15 protein-coding genes, 1 CRISPR repeat array and 1 riboswitch (1 of these 17 cut by a window edge) are annotated in these 17287 nt (G+C 67.5%); of the genes, 11 read left to right on the top strand and 4 right to left on the bottom strand.

Translation table 11 applies throughout. The annotated features are described in order from the left end of the window. The first annotated feature begins 7 nt into the window (after positions 1-7). Together HLH34_RS01645 and HLH34_RS01650 are read left to right on the top strand one after the other, a co-directional pair. Positions 8-880: an extracellular solute-binding protein gene (locus HLH34_RS01645; protein ID WP_183117834.1), complete on the top strand. Its 873-nt coding sequence runs from the start codon at positions 8-10 to the stop codon at positions 878-880. After that, complete coding sequence (locus tag HLH34_RS01650) at positions 877-2700, top strand: ABC transporter ATP-binding protein/permease (protein ID WP_183117835.1); 1824 nt, start codon at positions 877-879, stop codon at positions 2698-2700. The genes HLH34_RS01645 and HLH34_RS01650 overlap by 4 nt, the downstream gene beginning before the upstream one ends. An 11-nt stretch (positions 2701-2711) precedes the next feature. Here HLH34_RS01650 and HLH34_RS01655 read toward each other — a convergent pair whose 3' ends face one another. Continuing rightward, complete coding sequence (locus tag HLH34_RS01655) at positions 2712-3335, bottom strand: LysE family translocator (protein WP_183117836.1); 624 nt, start codon at positions 3333-3335, stop codon at positions 2712-2714. 5 nt (positions 3336-3340) lie between these two features. Further along, positions 3341-4399, bottom strand: coding sequence for a threonine aldolase family protein (locus HLH34_RS01660; RefSeq protein ID WP_183117837.1), 1059 nt, complete (start codon positions 4397-4399; stop codon positions 3341-3343). A gap of 53 nt (positions 4400-4452) precedes the next feature. Beyond that, positions 4453-4558, bottom strand: a riboswitch (SAM-I-IV-variant riboswitch). A gap of 112 nt (positions 4559-4670) precedes the next feature. Between HLH34_RS01660 and HLH34_RS01665 the strand changes: the two genes are divergently transcribed. Beyond that, entirely contained in the window at positions 4671-5930 is a 1260-nt protein-coding gene (locus tag HLH34_RS01665; RefSeq protein ID WP_183117838.1) for an MgtC/SapB family protein, read from the top strand. Here the strand turns inward: HLH34_RS01665 and HLH34_RS01670 are convergent. Then, complete coding sequence (locus tag HLH34_RS01670; protein ID WP_183117839.1) at positions 5927-7351, bottom strand: protein adenylyltransferase SelO; 1425 nt, start codon at positions 7349-7351, stop codon at positions 5927-5929. The genes HLH34_RS01665 and HLH34_RS01670 overlap by 4 nt on opposite strands. A 115-nt stretch (positions 7352-7466) precedes the next feature. Beyond that, positions 7467-7877 carry a DoxX family protein gene (locus HLH34_RS01675; RefSeq protein ID WP_183117840.1) on the bottom strand — a complete coding sequence of 137 codons (411 nt, stop codon included), beginning with the start codon at positions 7875-7877 and terminating at the stop codon, positions 7467-7469. 239 nt (positions 7878-8116) lie between these two features. Between HLH34_RS01675 and cas3 the strand changes: the two genes are divergently transcribed. The 8 genes from cas3 (at position 8117) to cas2e (ending at position 16997) form a co-directional block, all read left to right on the top strand. Next, entirely contained in the window at positions 8117-10810 is a 2694-nt protein-coding gene (gene cas3, locus HLH34_RS01680) for a CRISPR-associated helicase Cas3' (protein ID WP_183117962.1), read from the top strand. A gap of 121 nt (positions 10811-10931) precedes the next feature. Next, complete coding sequence (gene casA / locus HLH34_RS01685) at positions 10932-12584, top strand: type I-E CRISPR-associated protein Cse1/CasA (protein WP_183117841.1); 1653 nt, start codon at positions 10932-10934, stop codon at positions 12582-12584. Then, positions 12581-13174 (top strand): type I-E CRISPR-associated protein Cse2/CasB, encoded by a 594-nt coding sequence (gene casB, locus HLH34_RS01690; protein WP_183117842.1) that lies wholly within the window; start codon positions 12581-12583, stop codon positions 13172-13174. Before casA ends, casB begins: the two co-directional genes overlap by 4 nt. Beyond that, on the top strand, positions 13171-14229 hold the full coding sequence (gene cas7e / locus HLH34_RS01695; RefSeq protein WP_183117843.1) for a type I-E CRISPR-associated protein Cas7/Cse4/CasC: 1059 nt from the start codon (positions 13171-13173) through the stop codon (positions 14227-14229). Before casB ends, cas7e begins: the two co-directional genes overlap by 4 nt. 8 nt (positions 14230-14237) lie before the next feature. Then, on the top strand, positions 14238-15020 hold the full coding sequence (cas5e, locus tag HLH34_RS01700) for a type I-E CRISPR-associated protein Cas5/CasD (protein ID WP_183117844.1): 783 nt from the start codon (positions 14238-14240) through the stop codon (positions 15018-15020). Further along, positions 15017-15703 (top strand): type I-E CRISPR-associated protein Cas6/Cse3/CasE, encoded by a 687-nt coding sequence (cas6e, locus tag HLH34_RS01705; RefSeq protein WP_183117845.1) that lies wholly within the window; start codon positions 15017-15019, stop codon positions 15701-15703. Before cas5e ends, cas6e begins: the two co-directional genes overlap by 4 nt. Before the next feature lie 12 nt (positions 15704-15715). Continuing rightward, entirely contained in the window at positions 15716-16675 is a 960-nt protein-coding gene (cas1e, locus tag HLH34_RS01710) for a type I-E CRISPR-associated endonuclease Cas1e (protein ID WP_183117846.1), read from the top strand. After that, a complete protein-coding gene (cas2e, locus tag HLH34_RS01715; protein WP_183117847.1) occupies positions 16656-16997 on the top strand; it encodes a type I-E CRISPR-associated endoribonuclease Cas2e in 342 nt (113 codons plus the stop codon). The genes cas1e and cas2e overlap by 20 nt, the downstream gene beginning before the upstream one ends. A gap of 72 nt (positions 16998-17069) precedes the next feature. Next, positions 17070-17287: a CRISPR direct-repeat array (repeat unit 29 nt; unit sequence GTGTTCCCCGCATGCGCGGGGATGAACCG); it runs 667 nt beyond the window's last position.

Raw genomic sequence — 17287 nt, forward strand, 5'->3', positions numbered from 1 at the left:
GCGTGCGATGCAGAGACGTTCATTCCTGCTTGGGGCGTTGGCCGGGGTGCCGGCCGTAGCCCTGACCCCTGCCGAAGCGGCGGAGCCGGTCAGCGTGCTGTATGCGGGCTCGCTGCTGAGCCTGATGGAAAAGGGCATCGGCCCGGCCTTCGACGCGCGGGGCGAGGGCGCCTTCGTGGGATATGCTGGCGGGTCGGGGGCGTTGGCGAACCAGATCCGCGACGGATTGCGCCGCGCCGAGGTCTTCATCAGCGCCAGCCCGAAGCTGAACGATACGCTGGGGGCCGGGCATGGCGATCGGGTTCGCTGGTATATCGAATTCGCCCGCTCGCCCCTGATGATCGGCTACGATCCGCGCAGCCGCTTCGCTGCCGACCTGAAAGCGCGCCCGTGGTACGAGGTCCTGCAGCAGCCCGGCATCCGCATCGGCCGCACCGACCCCGTGCTGGACCCCAAGGGGGCATTGACGGTGCAGATGCTGCAACGGGCCGAGGCGGCGTACCGTCTGCCCGGCCTGGCGTCCCGGGTGCTGGGCGCGCCCGATAATCCGCGGCAGGTGCGGCCCGAGGAAAGCCTGGTCGGCCGCCTGCAATCCGGTCAGGTCGATGTCGGATTCTTCTACGCCACCGAAACCGCCGACCTGCATATTCCCGACATCGCCCTGCCGCCCGACATCGTGGTGGCGGCGCATTACACGGTCACGATCCTGCGCGACGCGCCCAACCCGGCGGGTGCCGAACGATTCGTCGCCTTCCTGCTGGGCCCGGCAGGGCGCGCGATCCAGCTCCGGCATGGGCTGGACATGGTGGGGCCGACCCTGACCGGTGATGCCGCCGCCCTGCCGGACCTGCTGCGTCCGTTCCTCGCCCCCGGGAAATGAGGCGTACGCCCGGGACGATCCGGATTCTGGGCGGTATCCTGACCCTGTACCTGCTGGCGCCGTTCGCGGCGGGCCTGTCGCGGATGGGCGACGCGGACTGGCGCGGCGTCGACCGGGCGGCCCTGCTGCACGCGGCGGGCGTGTCGGTGGCCAGCGCCACGGCCGCGACCGCGCTGGTTGCGGTGGCGGGCATCCCCCTGGGCTACGTCCTGGCGCATGGGCGCGGGTGGCGGATGGCGGTGCTGGGCGGCGTGGTGCAGTTGCCGCTGGCCCTGCCGCCGCTGGCCAGCGGCATCCTGCTGCTGTTCCTGCTGGGCTATGGCGGGCTGCTGGGCGGGCTGATGCATGGCGCGCTGACCGAATCCTTCGCCGGAATCGTGCTGGCCGAAGCTTTCGTCGCGGCACCCTTCCTGATCGTCGCCGCCCGCTCGGCCTTCGCGGCGATCGACCCGGCGCTGGAAGATGTCGCGGCGACCCTGGGGCATGGCCCCGGGGCGGTGTTTCGCCGCATCGGCCTGCCCCTGGCCCGGCGCGCCATCCTGGCGGGGCTGCTGCTGGCGTGGCTACGCGCCTTCGGCGAATTCGGGGCGACGATGATGGTCGCCTACCATCCGTATTCCCTGCCGGTCTTCACCTATGTCGCGTTCGGGGGCGCGGGGCTGCCGGCCATGCTGCCGGTGCTGGCGCCGACCCTGGCGGTGGCCGCCCTCGTCCTGGTGCTGGGGCAGGTGGTGGCGGCGCCGCGACGTGGTGGGGGGGCCGTTTCTTCGGATGTCCTGCCCCCTGTCGCAGCCGGCCCGGCGGCCATGGGGCCGGGGCAGGCCCTGGTGCTGGACCTGCGCCAGTGTCTGGAGGGTTTCGCCTTGCGGGTGGAATACCGCACCCGGGCCCGGCGGCTGGCCATTCTTGGCGCCTCGGGCTCGGGCAAGTCCATGAGCCTGCGCACCATCGCGGGGCTGGAGCGCGGGGCGGGTTCGGTCGTGCGGTGCGATGGCCGCGATCTGGCTGCACTGCCGCCCGAGGCGCGCGGCATCGCCTATGTCCCGCAGGGATACGCCCTGCCGCCGCATCTGACGGTGGCCCAGCAGGTGGGTTTCGCGGTGGACAGCGACCCGGCGCTGGTGGCGCACTGGATGGCGGCGTTCGGGCTGGCGGAACTGTCGCGCCGCTACCCGCATGAACTGTCGCCCGGCCAGCGGCAGCGCGTGGCGCTGGCGCGGGCGCTGTCCCGGCCATCGGCCGGCCTCGTGCTGCTGGACGAACCGTTCTCGGCACTGGATGCGCCGCTGCGCGCCCGGTTGCGGCAGGATGTTCTGGCGGTGCAGGGCGGGGTGCGGGCGACGACGATCCTGGTCACCCACGACCCGGCCGAGGCGATGCTGCTGGCCGACGAACTGCTGGTGCTGGAGGGGGGGCGCGTCATCCGTGCGGGCCCGGTGGACGAGGTCTTTTCCCGCCCCGGGGGTGAGGTCGCGGCGCGCCTGCTGGGGGCACGGACGATTGGCACGGGGGATGTACTGTCGCCCACGCGGATCGACATTGGCGGCGGCGTCGCGTTGGGCGTCGCGGGCGCGCCCCTGACGCCCGGCGCGCGCGTGCGCTGGGCGGTGCGGCCGCATCAGGTCCGGCTGGACCAGCGGGGGGAGTATCCGGCGACGATCCTGCATCGCGGGGCGGTTCGCGACGGGCAGCGATCGGTCCGCCTGCGGCTGGGGGAAGCGGTCCTTGATATCGTCGCCGACCCGTCCTGCCCGGACATCGGGCCATGCGGGGTCACGATCGACCCCCTGGCGCTTCAGGTGTGGCCGCAGGACGGGTAGGAGCGGACGATCTACCGCTGGTCGTGCAGCAGCAGGATGCCCCCGAACAGCACGAACAGCGAACCGCTGACCCGCTGCATGCGCCGTCGCCACGCCGGACGGGTCAGTACGGCCGACAGCCGCGCGCCACCGGTCGCGTAGATCAGCATCCACAGCGTTTCGGTCGCGGCCGAGGTCGCGATCAGGACGGCGTATTGCGGGGGCTGCGACGCCGACGGATCGACGAATTGCGGCAGGAACGACGCCGCGAAGATGATCGCCTTGGGGTTGCTGATGCCGACCAGAAAGGACGTGGCCAGCGACGCGCGGACCGAAACGGCGGCCGGCCCGTCGATGTCCGGCCTGTCCGCAGACCGGTCCAGCCAGGCCCGCAGGCCAAGCTGGATCAGGTAGAACGCGCCGGCATATTTCAGGATGCGGAACAGCATGGGCGATGCCGTCAGCACCGCGCTCAGCCCCGCGGCGGACGCGGTCAGCAGCACGATCAGCGCCAGCAGGCATCCGGCCATGCTGTGGGTGCATCTGCGTAGCCCGTGCCGGGTGCTGAACGTCATGATGTGCGTCATGTTCGGCCCCGGAATGGCCGACAGCAGGAACACGGCGTTCAGATACAGCAGCCACCCCTGGAGCGTCATGGCGGTCAGGACTGTTCGGGCGAGGGACGTGCGCCCGTGATGTCGCGCAGGTCCTGCACCAGCGTGTCGATCCGCGCCCAGTCGGAATCCCAGGCGAACATGAACCGCGCGCTGTCCCCGATGAAGCTGTAGAAGATCCAGCCCCGTTCATGCAGCGCCGCCGTCACGTCGGGCGGCAGCTTCAGGAACACCGCATTGGCCTGGACGGGAAACAGGATGTCCACGCCCGGCAGGCCGGCGACCTGATCGGCGAAATGCCGCGCGCAGGCGTTGGCATGGGCCGCATTGGTGCGCCAGGCGCCGGTTTCGAACATCACGGCCCACGGGGCGGACAGGAAACGCATCTTCGACGCAAGCTGCCCCGCCTGCTTGCAGCGGTAATCGAACCCGTTGGCCAGCGCGGGGTCGAAGAACAGCACGGCCTCGCCGATCGCCATGCCGTTCTTGGTGCCGCCGAAGCTCAGCACGTCCACGCCGGCGCGCCAGGTCATGTCGGCCGGGCTGCACCCCAGGCTTTCGATGGCATTGGCGAAACGCGCGCCGTCCATGTGCAGCCGCAGGCCCAGTTCGCGGCAGGTCCGGGCGATGTCGCCGATTTCCTCCAGGCTGTAGAGTTGACCGGTTTCGGTCGGCTGCGTGATGGTGACGGCGCGCGGGCGGGGGAAATGGATGTCGGTGCGGCCCAGTGCGAACGCGCGGATGGCGTCGGGGGTCAGCTTGCCGCCTTCGCCGCGCGCCACCAGGATCTTCGCGCCGTTCGAGAAGAATTCCGGCGCCCCGCATTCGTCGGTTTCGACATGGGCGATGTCGGACGCGATGATGCTTTCATAGGACTGGCACAACGCCGCCAGGGCCAGCGAATTGGCGGCGGTGCCATTGAAGACGAAAAACAGTTCGCACTCGGTCTCGAACGTCGTGCGGAAGGCGTTTGCCGCGCGCACGGTCCACTGGTCGTCGCCATAGGCCTGGGCCGATCCGCGATTCGCCAGCTCCATCGCGCGCATGGCGTCGGGGCATATGCCCGCATAATTGTCACTGGCGAACTGCTGCTGCGTGGGGGGCATCGGGTCATGGGCCTTTCGTCTGTTCGGTCCATCGCGAACGAAATGACGTGCGGCTCCTGTCCGTTGTTTGCCGGATCGGCCACATCTTCCCGTGCGGGAACGCCACCTTGCTCGGATGCAGGTTGGTGTCGGGCATTGGCCCGACTCTGGATGCCGGTTAAGTGATAGCGCATCGCCCAGCCTGCGACAATCCGATATCCGAAGCCCTGCGTTGTGCCGGCGGCAACGGCATGGTTCCCTGTCGCTGGCGCAAGGCGGGTGGGAGGTGTGGATGAAACTGGTCGCGGATCTTCTGGTCACACTGGGTCTGGGCTTCTTCTTCGGCCTGGCGTTCGAGGAATTCCATCACGACGATACCCGCACGCGGCCTGGCGGCATCCGCACCTTTCCGCTGCTGGCGCTGTGCGGTGCGCTGCTGTTCTGGCTGCCCTCCGGCAGTCCGCTGCCGTTCTGCGTGGGCCTGCTGGTGCTGGGCGGGTGGCTGGCGCTGTTCTATGCGGCGCGCCTGCAAGGCGACGGCGATAACGGCATCGTCGTGCTGGTGTGCAACCTGCTGGCTTATCTGCTGGGCGCGGTGGTCATGGCCGGACCGCGCTGGGTCGCGGTCGGGGGGACGGTGGGGGCGGTACTGCTGCTGACGGGCCGCGACCGGCTGCACGCGCTGGCCCGGCGCGTGGGCCTGGACGAGATCGTGACCGCCGGCAAGTTCCTGATCCTGACCGGGCTGGTGATGCCGCTGCTGCCGGATACGCCGGTTACCCGCCTGACCCACCTGACGCCGCATCAGGTCTGGCTAGCGGTGCTGGCGATCTGCACGGTGTCCTATGCCAGCTACCTGCTGCAACGCTATGTCGCGCCGAAGGGAACGGGGGTGTGGGTGGCGCTGCTCGGCGGCCTCTACTCCTCGACCGCGACGACGATCGTGCTGGCGCGCCGCCTGGGGGACGCCGCGCCCGACCCGTACCAGACGCAGGCGGGCATCGTTCTGGCCACCGCGATCATGTACCTGCGCCTGACGGCCATCGTGGGCGTGTTCGACTGGTCGCTGGCGCTGCATCTGGCGCCGCCGGCGATCGGGCTTGCCGCCTGCGGGGGGCTGATCGCCGCCATCCTGTATCGGCGCGGCGCCCGGGCCCCTGCGGCGGTGCAGACCGCGCCGCAGGGGCCGTCCAACCCTCTGGAACTGACGACGGCGCTGGTCTTCGCGGCGCTGTTCGTCGTGATCTCGGTCGCCACCGGCTGGGCGCGCGACCGTTTCGGGGTGGCGGGCCTGTATGCCCTGGCCGCCGTCGTGGGGGTCAGCGACATCGACCCCTTTGTGCTAAGCTTGGCAGAGGGCGGCGCGCCGGGCACGCCGGTCGCCGCGGCGGTGCTGGCCATCCTGATCGCGGCGTCGTCGAACAATGTGCTGAAGGCCGCCTATACGCTGGGTTTCGCCGGCCGCCGGCATGGCGCGTTGCCGGCCGGCATTCTGGTGCTGCTGGCGATGGCGGGGCTCGGGGTGACGGCCATGCTCGGCGGCTGGATCTAGGTCCCGCAGAATGTCGCCCGGACGCGCTCGGCGACCAGGGGCGGCCGCTCATAGTCGGGATCATCCGCGAATGGCGTGGTGACCGCCGCGAGCAGCGCCTCGAAAGGCCCGAAATCGCCCTTCTCGGCGGCTTCGATGACGGCCTCGATCCGATGGTTGCGGGGGATCACGGCCGGATTGACGCGCCGCATCTTCACGCGCGCGTCCGACGGCGCGCATCCTTCCGACGCCAGCCGTGCGTCCCAGCGCGCGCGCCAGGCCGCAAAGCCGTCCAGATCGGGGAAATCCGGCTCGGGGTCCGCGAGACGACGGAAGCTCCATGTGAAATCGGCGGAGGCGACCCGCAGCAGGTCGAGCCAGTCCGAAATCAGGCGCCGATCGTCGGGTTCGTCCGTTTCCAGCCCCAGCTTGCGGTGCATCAGCACATCGGCCGCCTTCTCGTAGCGTTCGCGGAAGGTCATCAGCACCGGCTGAAGACGGTCCACCGCGGCCTGCGGATCGGCGTCGATCAGCGGCACCAGCGTCTCGGCGAGGCGGGCGAGATTCCACATGGCGATCTGCGGCTGGTTCGCATAGGCATAGCGGCCGCCCTGGTCGATCGAGCTGAACACCTTGGCCGGGTTGTACTCGTCGAGGAACGCGCAGGGGCCGTAATCGATCGTCTCGCCCGAGACCGTCATGTTGTCGGTGTTCATCACGCCGTGGATGAAGCCGAGGCTCATCCAGCGGGCGATCAATTCCGCCTGCGCACTGACCACAGCATCGAAAAAGGCCAAATAGCGGTCCTCTCGCCCGACAAGGTCGGGGTAATGCCGCGCGATGGCGAAATCGGCCAGCGCCCTCAGCCCTTCCTCGTCCTGGCGCGCGGCGAAATACTGGAAACTGCCGACCCGGATATGGCTGGACGCCACGCGCGCCAGAACGGCGCCGGGCCTGAGCGTGTCCCGAATTACGGACTCGCCCGTCGCGACGGCGGCCAGCGTGCGCGTGGTGGGCACACCCAGCGCCGCCATGGCCTCGCTGACCAGATATTCGCGCAACACCGGCCCCAGCGCGGCCCGGCCGTCGCCCCGCCGCGAGAAAGGCGTGGGCCCCGATCCCTTGAGCTGGATTTCATAGGGGCGGCCATGCACATCCACCCCGTCACCCAGAAGCAGGGCTCGTCCGTCGCCCAGCACAGGCACGAACTGCCCGAACTGATGCCCCGCATAGGCGGTGGCGATCGGCGTCACGCCGGGGGGAAAGGCGCTGCCCGCCAGCAGGGCGACCCCTTCCGGCCCGGCAAGCCAGTCGGGATCGAGGCCGAGATCGCGGGCAAGTCCCTCATTCAGCTTCAGCAGACGCGGGGCACTGAGCGCGCTGGGGTCCATGCGCGCGAAAAAACGCGGCGGCAGGGTGGCGTAGTGATTGGCAAGCTGCATGGCGCGCTCCGGGCCGGATTGACAGTCCCTTCACGTCGCCATCCGGCGCCGCTTCGTCAAGCATTCCCTCGACCGGGGCCCGTCATGCCCCGACGAGGGTAGGGCGGCCCCGTCGTTATTTCGCCTTTCCCCCGATGGCGATCCGGCCCGGACCTGCCGCCGCCAGCGCCAGCAGGCCGCCGGCGATACTGAAGTTCTTGTAGAAATGGATCCACATGTCGTACCGCTGCATTCCGGTAAACGTCCAGTAATGATGGCCGATGAAGGCGGTGACAACGGTATAGGCGGCCAGAGCAAGCGCCAGCGGCGTGACCAGCACGCCGGCCACCAGCGCCAGCCCGATCCCCAGTTCCACGATGATGGCGATGCCCGCCGACAGGGCAGGGACAGGTGCGCCGGTGCTGGCCATGTAGGCCACAGTCCCCGCATAATCCGTCAGCTTGCCCCACCCCATGAAGACGAACAGGGCTGCGAGCAGGAGACGGGCGGCCAGAAGGACAGGGTCCCGAGGAAGAGAGATGTTCATGACATTTGCTTTCAGAGGCTGATGAGAACCGAACGGGCAGCGGGCACCCCGTTGCCGTTACGCAATCAATACAGCGTGAAGTGTGCGAACAAAATGGAAATCATATAAACATTATGTTTCCGAATTTTGAATGTCGATCGCATGCGCGGTGGGAGGCAGCCCCAAATGACCGTGTAGACGCCATCAGGTACCTCCGACACCTCCCTCACCGGTAAGTTCAAAAGGAAATGGCAGCGGTCATGCATTCGGATGGACTGGAACTTTTCTGGGGAAAGGCTCGTCCTGTTCCCGATGAGGGGGCGACGGACGACCCGCTCATGCATCCCCTCATAGCGCATATGCTGGATGTCGCCGCCGTCGCCATCCTTCTGCCGGGAAGCGGGAATTGCGGTCTCGATCGTCGCCAGCTTGGCCTGCTGGTCGCGCTGCACGACATCGGAAAGCTCATGCCGGCCTTTCAGGCAAAGGTGGCGAAATGCTGGCCTGAAGCCGTCCTGGGGCCTTTTCGCGGGGAGCACGTGCAATGTCCTCACGATGCGGCTGGGCTGGCACTTCTGGATCTTATGGTGGATGGCGCCCTTGCCCCGCTGTTTGGGAACGGTCCGGGTGGAAAACGCTGGCGGCCCAGTTTGAAATTGCAGCTTCTGCGTGCCATCGCAGGTCATCACGGGCAGCCCGTATCGGCTATGGATAGAGGAATTTTGGAGCAGGGCACGATCGTGCGTGCACAGGCGCTCGTGGCCCTCCTGTTCGATGTGTTCCGGCCTCCGCCGATCCTGCGTCCCGGTCCCGATACCCTCAAACGGCTCGAATGGATGCTGGCGGGCATCACCGTCCATGCGGACTGGATCGGCTCGCGGCAGGAATGGTTTCCTTACGTGAATCCGAAAAATGTGAGAGAACCAGAAGGGTATTTCTGGAATCATGCGTTGCCTCGGGCCCAGGCGGCCATATCTCGGTCCGGCTTGGGGCCAATGGCGCTGGCACCGTTCGCAGGCATCGTCCGTCTGTTCGACCATATCCGGGAGCCCTCGCCCGTTCAGGCCTTGCTCGAAGCCGCAGCGCTGCCGTCCGGACCGGTGCTCGTCGTCATCGAGGACATGACCGGCAGCGGCAAGACGGAAGCCGCGCTGGTTCTGGCCCAGAGGCTGATGGCCCAAGGGCGCGGTTCGGGATTGTTCGTGGCACTGCCGACGATGGCCACGGCAAACGCCATGTATGACCGCCTTGCCATGGCCTATCGCCGGCTTTTCCAGCCCTCGGCGCGCCCCTCACTGGCGTTGGCGCACGGACGTGCCCGGCTGGACGAGCGGTTTGTCGCGGCGCTGGCCCCTGATGACGGTCCGGGCGGGCGTTCGGCCGTCCAGACCATGGACGAGACGGCCGAGGCCTATTGCGCGGCATGGCTCGGAAGCGAGGCACGACGGGCCCTGATGGCGCAGGTGGGGGTGGGCACGATCGACCAGGCACTGATGGCGGTATTGCCCGTGCGTTTCGCGACGGTGCGGCAGGCCGGCCTGGCCGGGAAGATCCTGATCGTGGACGAATGTCATGCTTTCGACCCCTACATGCGACGTGAGATGGTCGCGCTGCTTCACTTTCACGCGGCGATGGGCGGATCGGCGATTCTGCTGTCGGCCACACTGACGCATCGGGTCCGGCAGGAACTGACCGACGCGTTCCGCAAGGGGCTGGGTGTGGCGGACCCCATGCGCCTGTCCGGCATGGCCTATCCGCTGGTCACCCTTGTCGGCAGAAACGGGGTCGAGGAACGTCCCTGCGCGCCACGGCCGGGTCTGGCGCGGAGCATTGCCGCCCGCCGCCTTGCCGACGCCGACGCGGCCACGCGCGCGGTGACCAAGGCGGCGGCCGGCGGCGCCGCGGTGGCGTGGATCCGCAACACGGTGGATGAGGTGATCGCAACGGCCCGGTCGCTTCGCGCGCAGGGGGTGGAGGCGCTGGTCTTTCACGCGCGTTTTGCCATGGTGGACCGGCTGACGATCGAACGGGACGTGCTCGCGCGGTTCGGAAAGGAAGGCGAGGCGGCGGGGCGCTCCGCCGTTCTGGTGGCATCCCAGGTGATCGAGCAGAGCCTCGACCTGGATTTCGATGTGCTCTGCACCGACCTCGCCCCCATGGACCAGCTCATCCAGCGGGCCGGACGGCTGCGCCGTCACCGGCGTACCGCCCGACCTGTCGATCGGGAGGAACTGCTGGTCATTTCGCCCGAGCCGGTTGCCGACCCCGATCCGCGCTGGATACAGCGTGTGCTGCCGGGAACGGCCTCGGTGTATCGCGATCCGGCACTGCTCTGGCGGACGGCGCGGGTGCTGTTCAGGCATGGGCGGATCGAAAGCCCTGCCGGCCTTCGTGCCCTGATCGAGGAAAGTGGCGACGCCAGTGCTGACGCCGTCCCGGAAGGATTGATGGCAGGCAGTATGGACGCCGCGGGGAAAGCCCTTGCCGCCGGCGCCGCTGCTGACCGGAACGTGTTGTCGTTTGATGCGGGGTACGCCACGGACGCCGCTCTCTGGGAGCGCGAGGCGAGAACGCCGACCCGATTGGAGGATCTGCCCTGCGTGACCGTGCGGCTTGCGGTGATGCAGGACCAAACGGTGCTGCCCTGGGCTGCCAAAGCCGACACAAGCCTTGCCCGCGAGAGTGAGCGCCACCGCGCATGGGCATTGTCCGAGGTGTCGGTGGCGCGCTACCGCCTGGCCAGTTGCCCGCCTCCCGTTGGCCTTGAGGTGGCCGTGACTGCCGCGCGCGCCGGGTGGTCACGTTGGGAGCGCGAGGCGGAAGATCAGGTTCTATTGCTTGTGCTTCGGGAAACGGAGGCAGGGTGGCGTGGCGCCGGACGGACAGAGACGGGTCATGAAATTGTAATCGGTTACGATCAGATTTATGGTCTTGAGATCTTTCGCGACCAGTAAATCTGAATAATATTCCGGTTGTGGCGTCGTTGTCAGAGTCGCTGAACAGGGGATAGGTATTTTTTCAATGTGCATTCGTACGCAATGCCGAATGAAAACTTCACACTCTACATATTAGGCAATGACTTCGCATCCCCTCAATCTCATCACCGATCCATGGCTGCCTGTCCGCCGGAAATCCGGCGCTGTCGCTTCCATCCGTCCGGCGCAGGTGGTGGAGAACATGGCAGGCGATCCGGTTGTGGCGCTCGACTGGCCGCGACCGGATTTTCGGGTCGCGTGTCTGGAATTCCTGATCGGACTGCTGGCAACGGCCTTTCCACCGCAGGACGAGGACGCCTGGTGCGAAAGCTGGGAAGAGCCGCCCTCGGTGGAGGCGCTGGACGAAGCCTTCGGTCGTGTGACCGACGCCTTCTGGCTCGACGGGCCGGGGCCGCGCTTCCTTCAGGATCTGCAAGAGTTGCAGAGTGGTCAGGAGCCCGTGGAGCGGCTGCTGATCAATGCGCCCGGCGACAGCACTGTAAAGAAGAACGCGGACCTGTTTGTGCACCGTTCGCACGTCACCGCGCTGGGGCGTCCGGCGGCGGCCATGGCCCTGTTCACCCTCCAGTCCTGGGCGCCCAGCGGCGGGGCGGGAAACATGACGGGGTTGCGCGGCGGCGGGCCGCTGGTGACGCTGGTCCTTCCACGCGAGGGGGCGAGCTTGTGGGAGGTCGCATGGGCGAACACCCCCGTTGGACCTCCGGTGCGCGATGCCGATCTGCCGCGCGTGTTTCCATGGCTTGCGCCGACGATCGGGTCGGGCAAGGATGGAACCAGCGTACGCGTCGGCCACAATGCCCATCCTTTGCAGTGCTGGTGGGGAATGCCACGTCGCATCCGTCTCGATTTCGAGGCGGCAGAAGACGGCGCGTGCGACCTGACGGGGCGGCCGGATGACGTTCTGGTGCCCGGCTGGCGGCAGCGTCCCTATGGGGCCAGCTACGCCGGGTGGACCGGCATGCCTTATGGCGAGGGTGCGGTGATCCATCCGCTTACGCCGCGGTATCGACAGAAGGCGGATGCCGAGTGGCTCAGTGTGCACCCGCAGCCCGGCGGCATCGGATACCGCCACTGGACCGGACTTGTCGTGAACAGCGTTGACGGGCAGCGGCTTCCTGCCAGCGCGGTGCGGACATGGCGCGACGCGCGTGCCCGCGACATTGCGGAGTCGCCTCGGCCCCGGATTCTGGCGGCCGGCTACGATATGGATAACATGAAGGCCCGCGGCTTCGTGGAAAGCGAAATGCCCCTGCCGGGTGCCACCGATCCGGCACGGCAGGAGGTGCTGGACATGCTGGCGCGTGACTGTGTCGCGGCGGCCGATCAAATGGCGGCCGTGATTCGAGGCTGCGTCCGGGACGCGCTGTTCGGCAAGGGAACGGTTTCGTTGGATGCGACGCTGCTTGCCAATGTGCGCGAACAGTTCTGGACGCAGACGCAGGAGGCGTTCTTCAACCTCCTCCACCAGGCGGCGCGCCTGGCCGACGGGGACGATATCGGCCTGCGGAAAGACTGGCTGCACAAGATCGGGCGGGCGGCCATGGCGCTGTTCGACGCGTCGGTGGTCTTGGCCCCGGATACCGGGGTGACCGAGGCGCAGCGATCGGCGCTGGCGCGACGGCGGCTTCGGGCGGCCGTCGCCGGCGGTGGAAAGGAGGGTGGTTCGATCATGGCGGTTCTGAAAATTCCGGTTCCCGTCATACGGAAGGCGACCGCAAGGACAAAGCCATGACCGGGCCAGACCGCAATGCCTTTGCCGAAAAGGCCAGGTACTGGTGGCATGAACTGCGGCCGGACCCCGGAAGCGGAAAACCGGGCGATCGGGCGACGCTGGCGCGGCTGCGGCGCTGCGGATGCGTGGCGGATGCACTGTTCGAGCCGGCGGTGCAGGCGCTCGCGCACCGCTGCGGCGCGCGGCATGAGGATGATCTGGCCCGCGTGGCGCTGGTCGCGGCGGTTCTGGCGCATGTTCGCTCGGACGACGCCTCGCTGCCCGTGGCGCGGCGGATCGGACCTGTCGATGCAACGGACGCGAAGACGGCGCTGTGCAAACCGGTCCGATTCCGCAGGGTGCTGGACGCCGACGGCTTCGACGAATGCCTCAGGGCATTCCGACGACTCGTGATTCTTGCCGGTAACAGCGTGAATGTTTCCGATATTGCGAGATCGGTCTTTGCGTGGCCCCGGGAAGGAATGTGGGACCATACGGCGGCGGAGCGAATCCGCGTGCGCTGGGTGTACGAATACTGGAACGCGGGAGAGCCGGGCAACGGGGTGACTGCCGGAGAGTCCATGGAATCCGAGAAGGAACGTCAGTCGTGAGCCGATTTCTGCAACTGCATCTCTTGACCTTCTATCCGCCGTCCAACGTCAATCGTGATGATACCGGCAACCCCAAGACGGCGACGGTAGGGGGTGTGACGCGCCTGCGGATTTCGTCGCAGGCGCTTAAGCGGGCCTGGCGTACGTCGGAAATCTTTTCCTCGGCGCTTGCCGGGCATATGGGCCAGCGCACCCAGCGCCTGGGGGACGAGATCCGGCAGCATCTTCTGGGCAAGGGAGTGGACGAGAAAAAATCGATCGGGATTGCCCGCGCGATCGCCGGGATTTACGGCAAGGTAAAGGCGGAGAAGGACGACAACGCCTGCTTTACCGAACAGCTTGTCTTCATTTCGCCCGCCGAGCGCGACGCCGCGCTGGCGATGGCGGACCGGCTGGCCGCGGGGGAGAAGATCGACCCGGTAAAAGAGAAGGACGCGCTGCTGCAGCGAACGGATACAGCGGCCGACATCGCCCTGTTCGGCCGGATGCTGGCCAGCGAGCTGTCCTACAACCGGGAGGCGGCGGTGCAGGTCGCGCACGCCATCACGACACATCGCGTCACGGTCGAGGATGACTATTATACGGCGATTGACGATTTGAAACGCCCGGAAGAAGACGCCGGGGCCGGCTTTCTGGGCGAGGCCGGGTTCGGGTCGGGGGTGTTCTATCTTTATCTCTGCGTGAATCGCGACCTGCTTCGGAAAAACCTTGGCGGAGACAGCGAAGGCGGCGTGATGGAAGCGGCCCTGGGTGCGCTGGCCTCAGCGGCGGCGACGGTCGCGCCCTCCGGCAAGCAGAACAGCTTTGCCGCCCTTGCCCGGGCGCAGTACATTCTGGCCGAGAAGGGCAACGCCCAGCCGCGCACCCTGGCAGGGGCGTTCGCAAGGCCGGTTACCGGCCCTGACCTGATGGCAGGCTCGATCGCGACCCTGACGGAATTCCGCAGTGAACTGACGCGGGTCTACGGCCGGGCCAGCGACACGGAAGGTGAACTGGAAGTCGGCCGGAAGGACAGCATGACCCTTGCCGACATCGCGGCATTCTGCCGGTCCTGAGCGCAGCCATGGGGCAGTTCCTGACATTCGCCATGGTGGCGCCAATGGCGTCCTTCGGCGCGATCGCGGTCGGCGAGCGGCGTGACGGCTGGGACCGTCCGGCGCGTTCGGCCGTGCTGGGGCTCGTGGCAGCCTGCCTGGGCCTGACCCGCGATGACGAGCAGGCGCAGGCGGCGCTGGCCTCGGATTACGGGGTGGCCATCCTGTGCCATGCGCCGGGGAGGCTGTTGACGGATTATCACACCACGCAGGCGGCTCCGGCGCGGCGCAACTGGCGTCCGGCGACGCGGGCCGAGGAACTGGCCGCGTCGCCGGGCGATCTGGCGACCATCCTGTCCCGCCGCGATTACCGCACGGGGACGTGGCATCTCGGTACCCTATGGCCACGGCGGGAGCGCGCGCGCTGGACATTGCAGGCGATGCAGGCGGCCATGAACGAGCCGGTTTTCACGCCCTCCGTCGGGCGTCGTGCCTGTCCCGCGGGGTTGCCTCTGGCGCCTTGCGTAACGGACGGCTCCGCCGCCGCGGCCGTGCTGCTGGAGCGTCACCGGAACGGGCCCGAGGCACGACTGCATGTGCGGCGCGGCGCCTTTCGCGAGCAGCTTGCCGGACCGTCGCGGGGTGAAAATCCGCTGCTGGTTCTCGACGTGGGCGATGTGGCTGAACATGGGGACGGCTGCACCCTCCTGCACCGCGAGATACGGCGGGACCAGCCGCTCTCGCGCACGCGATGGCAGTTCGGACTGCGCGAAGAGGCCGTGCTGGCATATGGCGAGGGACTCACGGCATGAGCGGCGGCTTTCTCTCCCGCGTCACGCTGCGCCACGATGCGCCGGTGCAGGCTCTGGCCCGGCTTCTTGTCCCTGATGGAGAAGGACCCCGGCATGGCGCGGCCCATCATCTGCTCTGGACCCTCTTTGGCGATACGCCGGAGCGCAGGCGCGATTTCCTGTGGCGCCAGGTGGAAGCCGGGCATTTCATGGTGCTGTCGGCCCGGCAGCCTGTCGATGCCCATGCGCTCTTCGACATCGAGACCCGGCCTTTCGAACCTGTTCTGAAAGAAGGGGACAGGTTGCGCTTTCTGTTGCGGGCCAATGCCACGGTCGACCGGAAGACGCCCGGACGGGCACGCAGCCAGCGGCATGACGTGGTCATGGATATGCTTCATCGCCTGCCACGGCATGAACGGGCAGACGCGCGCGAAAGCGTGGTGGCGAGCGCCCTGGAATCCTGGGCCGGGCGGCAGGGCGCACGCGCAGGCTTCGCGCTGGCGGCTCCGGTCACGGTAGAGGGGTGCGATGTGTGGCGGATACCGCGTTCCGGCGGGCGTGGCATGGCATCGTTCGGGGTAGTCGATCTGACGGGGGAGTTGCGCGTCACGGTGCCCGAAACATTTCTGGCCGCGATCCTGCACGGATTCGGCCGGGCGCGGGCCTTCGGCTGCGGGCTGATGCTCGTCCGCCGGGCGATCTGAACGGGGGCGGCCATGTCCCATGCCATACCGGGCCTGCCGCCCCCGCGGCCCATTCCGCTGAAAGAACGGTCCTCGGTTCTGTTCGTGGAAAAAGGGCAGCTCGATATACTGGACGGCGCCTTCGTTCTGGTCGACCAGAACGGCATCAGGTCGCACATCCCCATCGGCGGTCTCGTCTGTCTCATGCTGGAGCCAGGCACGCGCGTCAGTCATGCCGCCGCGGCACTGGCGGCGCGTGCCGGGACGCTGTTGATCTGGGTGGGGGAAGCGGGCGTAAGGCTTTATGCCTCAGGACAGCCGGGGGGCGCGCGGGCGGACAGGCTCCTGCTTCAGGCGCGGCTGGCGCTGGACGACACCGCGCGACTGAAGATTGTCCGCAAGATGTATGCGCTTCGCTTTGGCGAGGATGCCCCTGAACGGCGTTCGGTCGATCAGTTGAGAGGAATAGAGGGCGCCCGGGTGCGTGAAACCTATCGCCTTCTGGCCAGCACGCACGGCGCGCAATGGGACGGACGACGCTACGATCCGCATGAGTGGGATACCGCCAATCTGGTCAATCGCTGTCTCTCCGCCGCCACGGCCGCCCTTTACGGGGTCACGGAAGCCGCGGTTCTGGCGGCGGGATATGCCCCGGCCATAGGATTCCTGCATACTGGAAAGCCTCAGAGCTTTGTGTATGACATCGCCGACATCGTGAAATTCGAGACCGTCGTGCCCGAAGCCTTCCGGGTGGCGGCGGCCGTTCAGCGCGAGCGCCCGCTGGACGGGCAACGGATCTCGAACCCGGTGGCCGCCGTTCGCCACCGGTGCCGCGACCAGTTCCGGCGTACGAACATCCTGGCACGACTTATTCCGCTGATCGAGGAGGTTCTGGCCGCAGGCGGTCTGGACATGCCACCGGCACAGGACGAGGCCATGCCCGTGGCATTCGAAGACCGGAAGGGACTGGGCGATGCTGGTCATCGTGGTTGAGAACGCGCCCCCGCGTCTGCGCGGGCGGCTGGCGGTGTGGCTGCTGGAGGTGCGTGCCGGCGTCTATGTCGGCAATTACGGCCGGCGCACCCGCGAGATGATCTGGGGACAGGTGTGCGCTTATATCGAGGACGGCAACGCCGTCATCGCCTGGGCTGCCCCGAACGATGCAGGGTTCGAGTTTGATACCTGTGGCCGGAACCGGCGTGTCCCTGTTGACTTTGACGGATTCCGACTGGTCTCGTTCGGGCCGGAAGCCGCCCTTCCGGCGCAGCCGGGACCAGCGGCCGCCACCCCGCCGCGTCGGCGGGGCCGAGGCTGATAAAGCAGGCTTTCGGTCGGTAGGATCTTTGACAACCAAATAGATGTTTAATATCAATGCGCTCCAGGAAGAGTGTTCCCCGCATGCGCGGGGATGAACCGACCACATTCGACGGATTCGGGAAGAAAGTGCAAGTGTTCCCCGCATGCGCGGGGATGAACCGCGGTGAGATTCGAACTCACAATACCTTTCGGTGTGTTCCCCGCATGCGCGGGGATGAACCGTGGAACGAGCGAAATGGCAGGAGATCGCACGAGTGTTCCCCGCATGCGCGGGGATGAACCGAACAT

The sequence above is a fragment of the Gluconacetobacter azotocaptans genome, from assembly GCF_014174355.1.
Classification (GTDB): Bacteria; Pseudomonadota; Alphaproteobacteria; order Acetobacterales; family Acetobacteraceae; genus Gluconacetobacter; species Gluconacetobacter azotocaptans.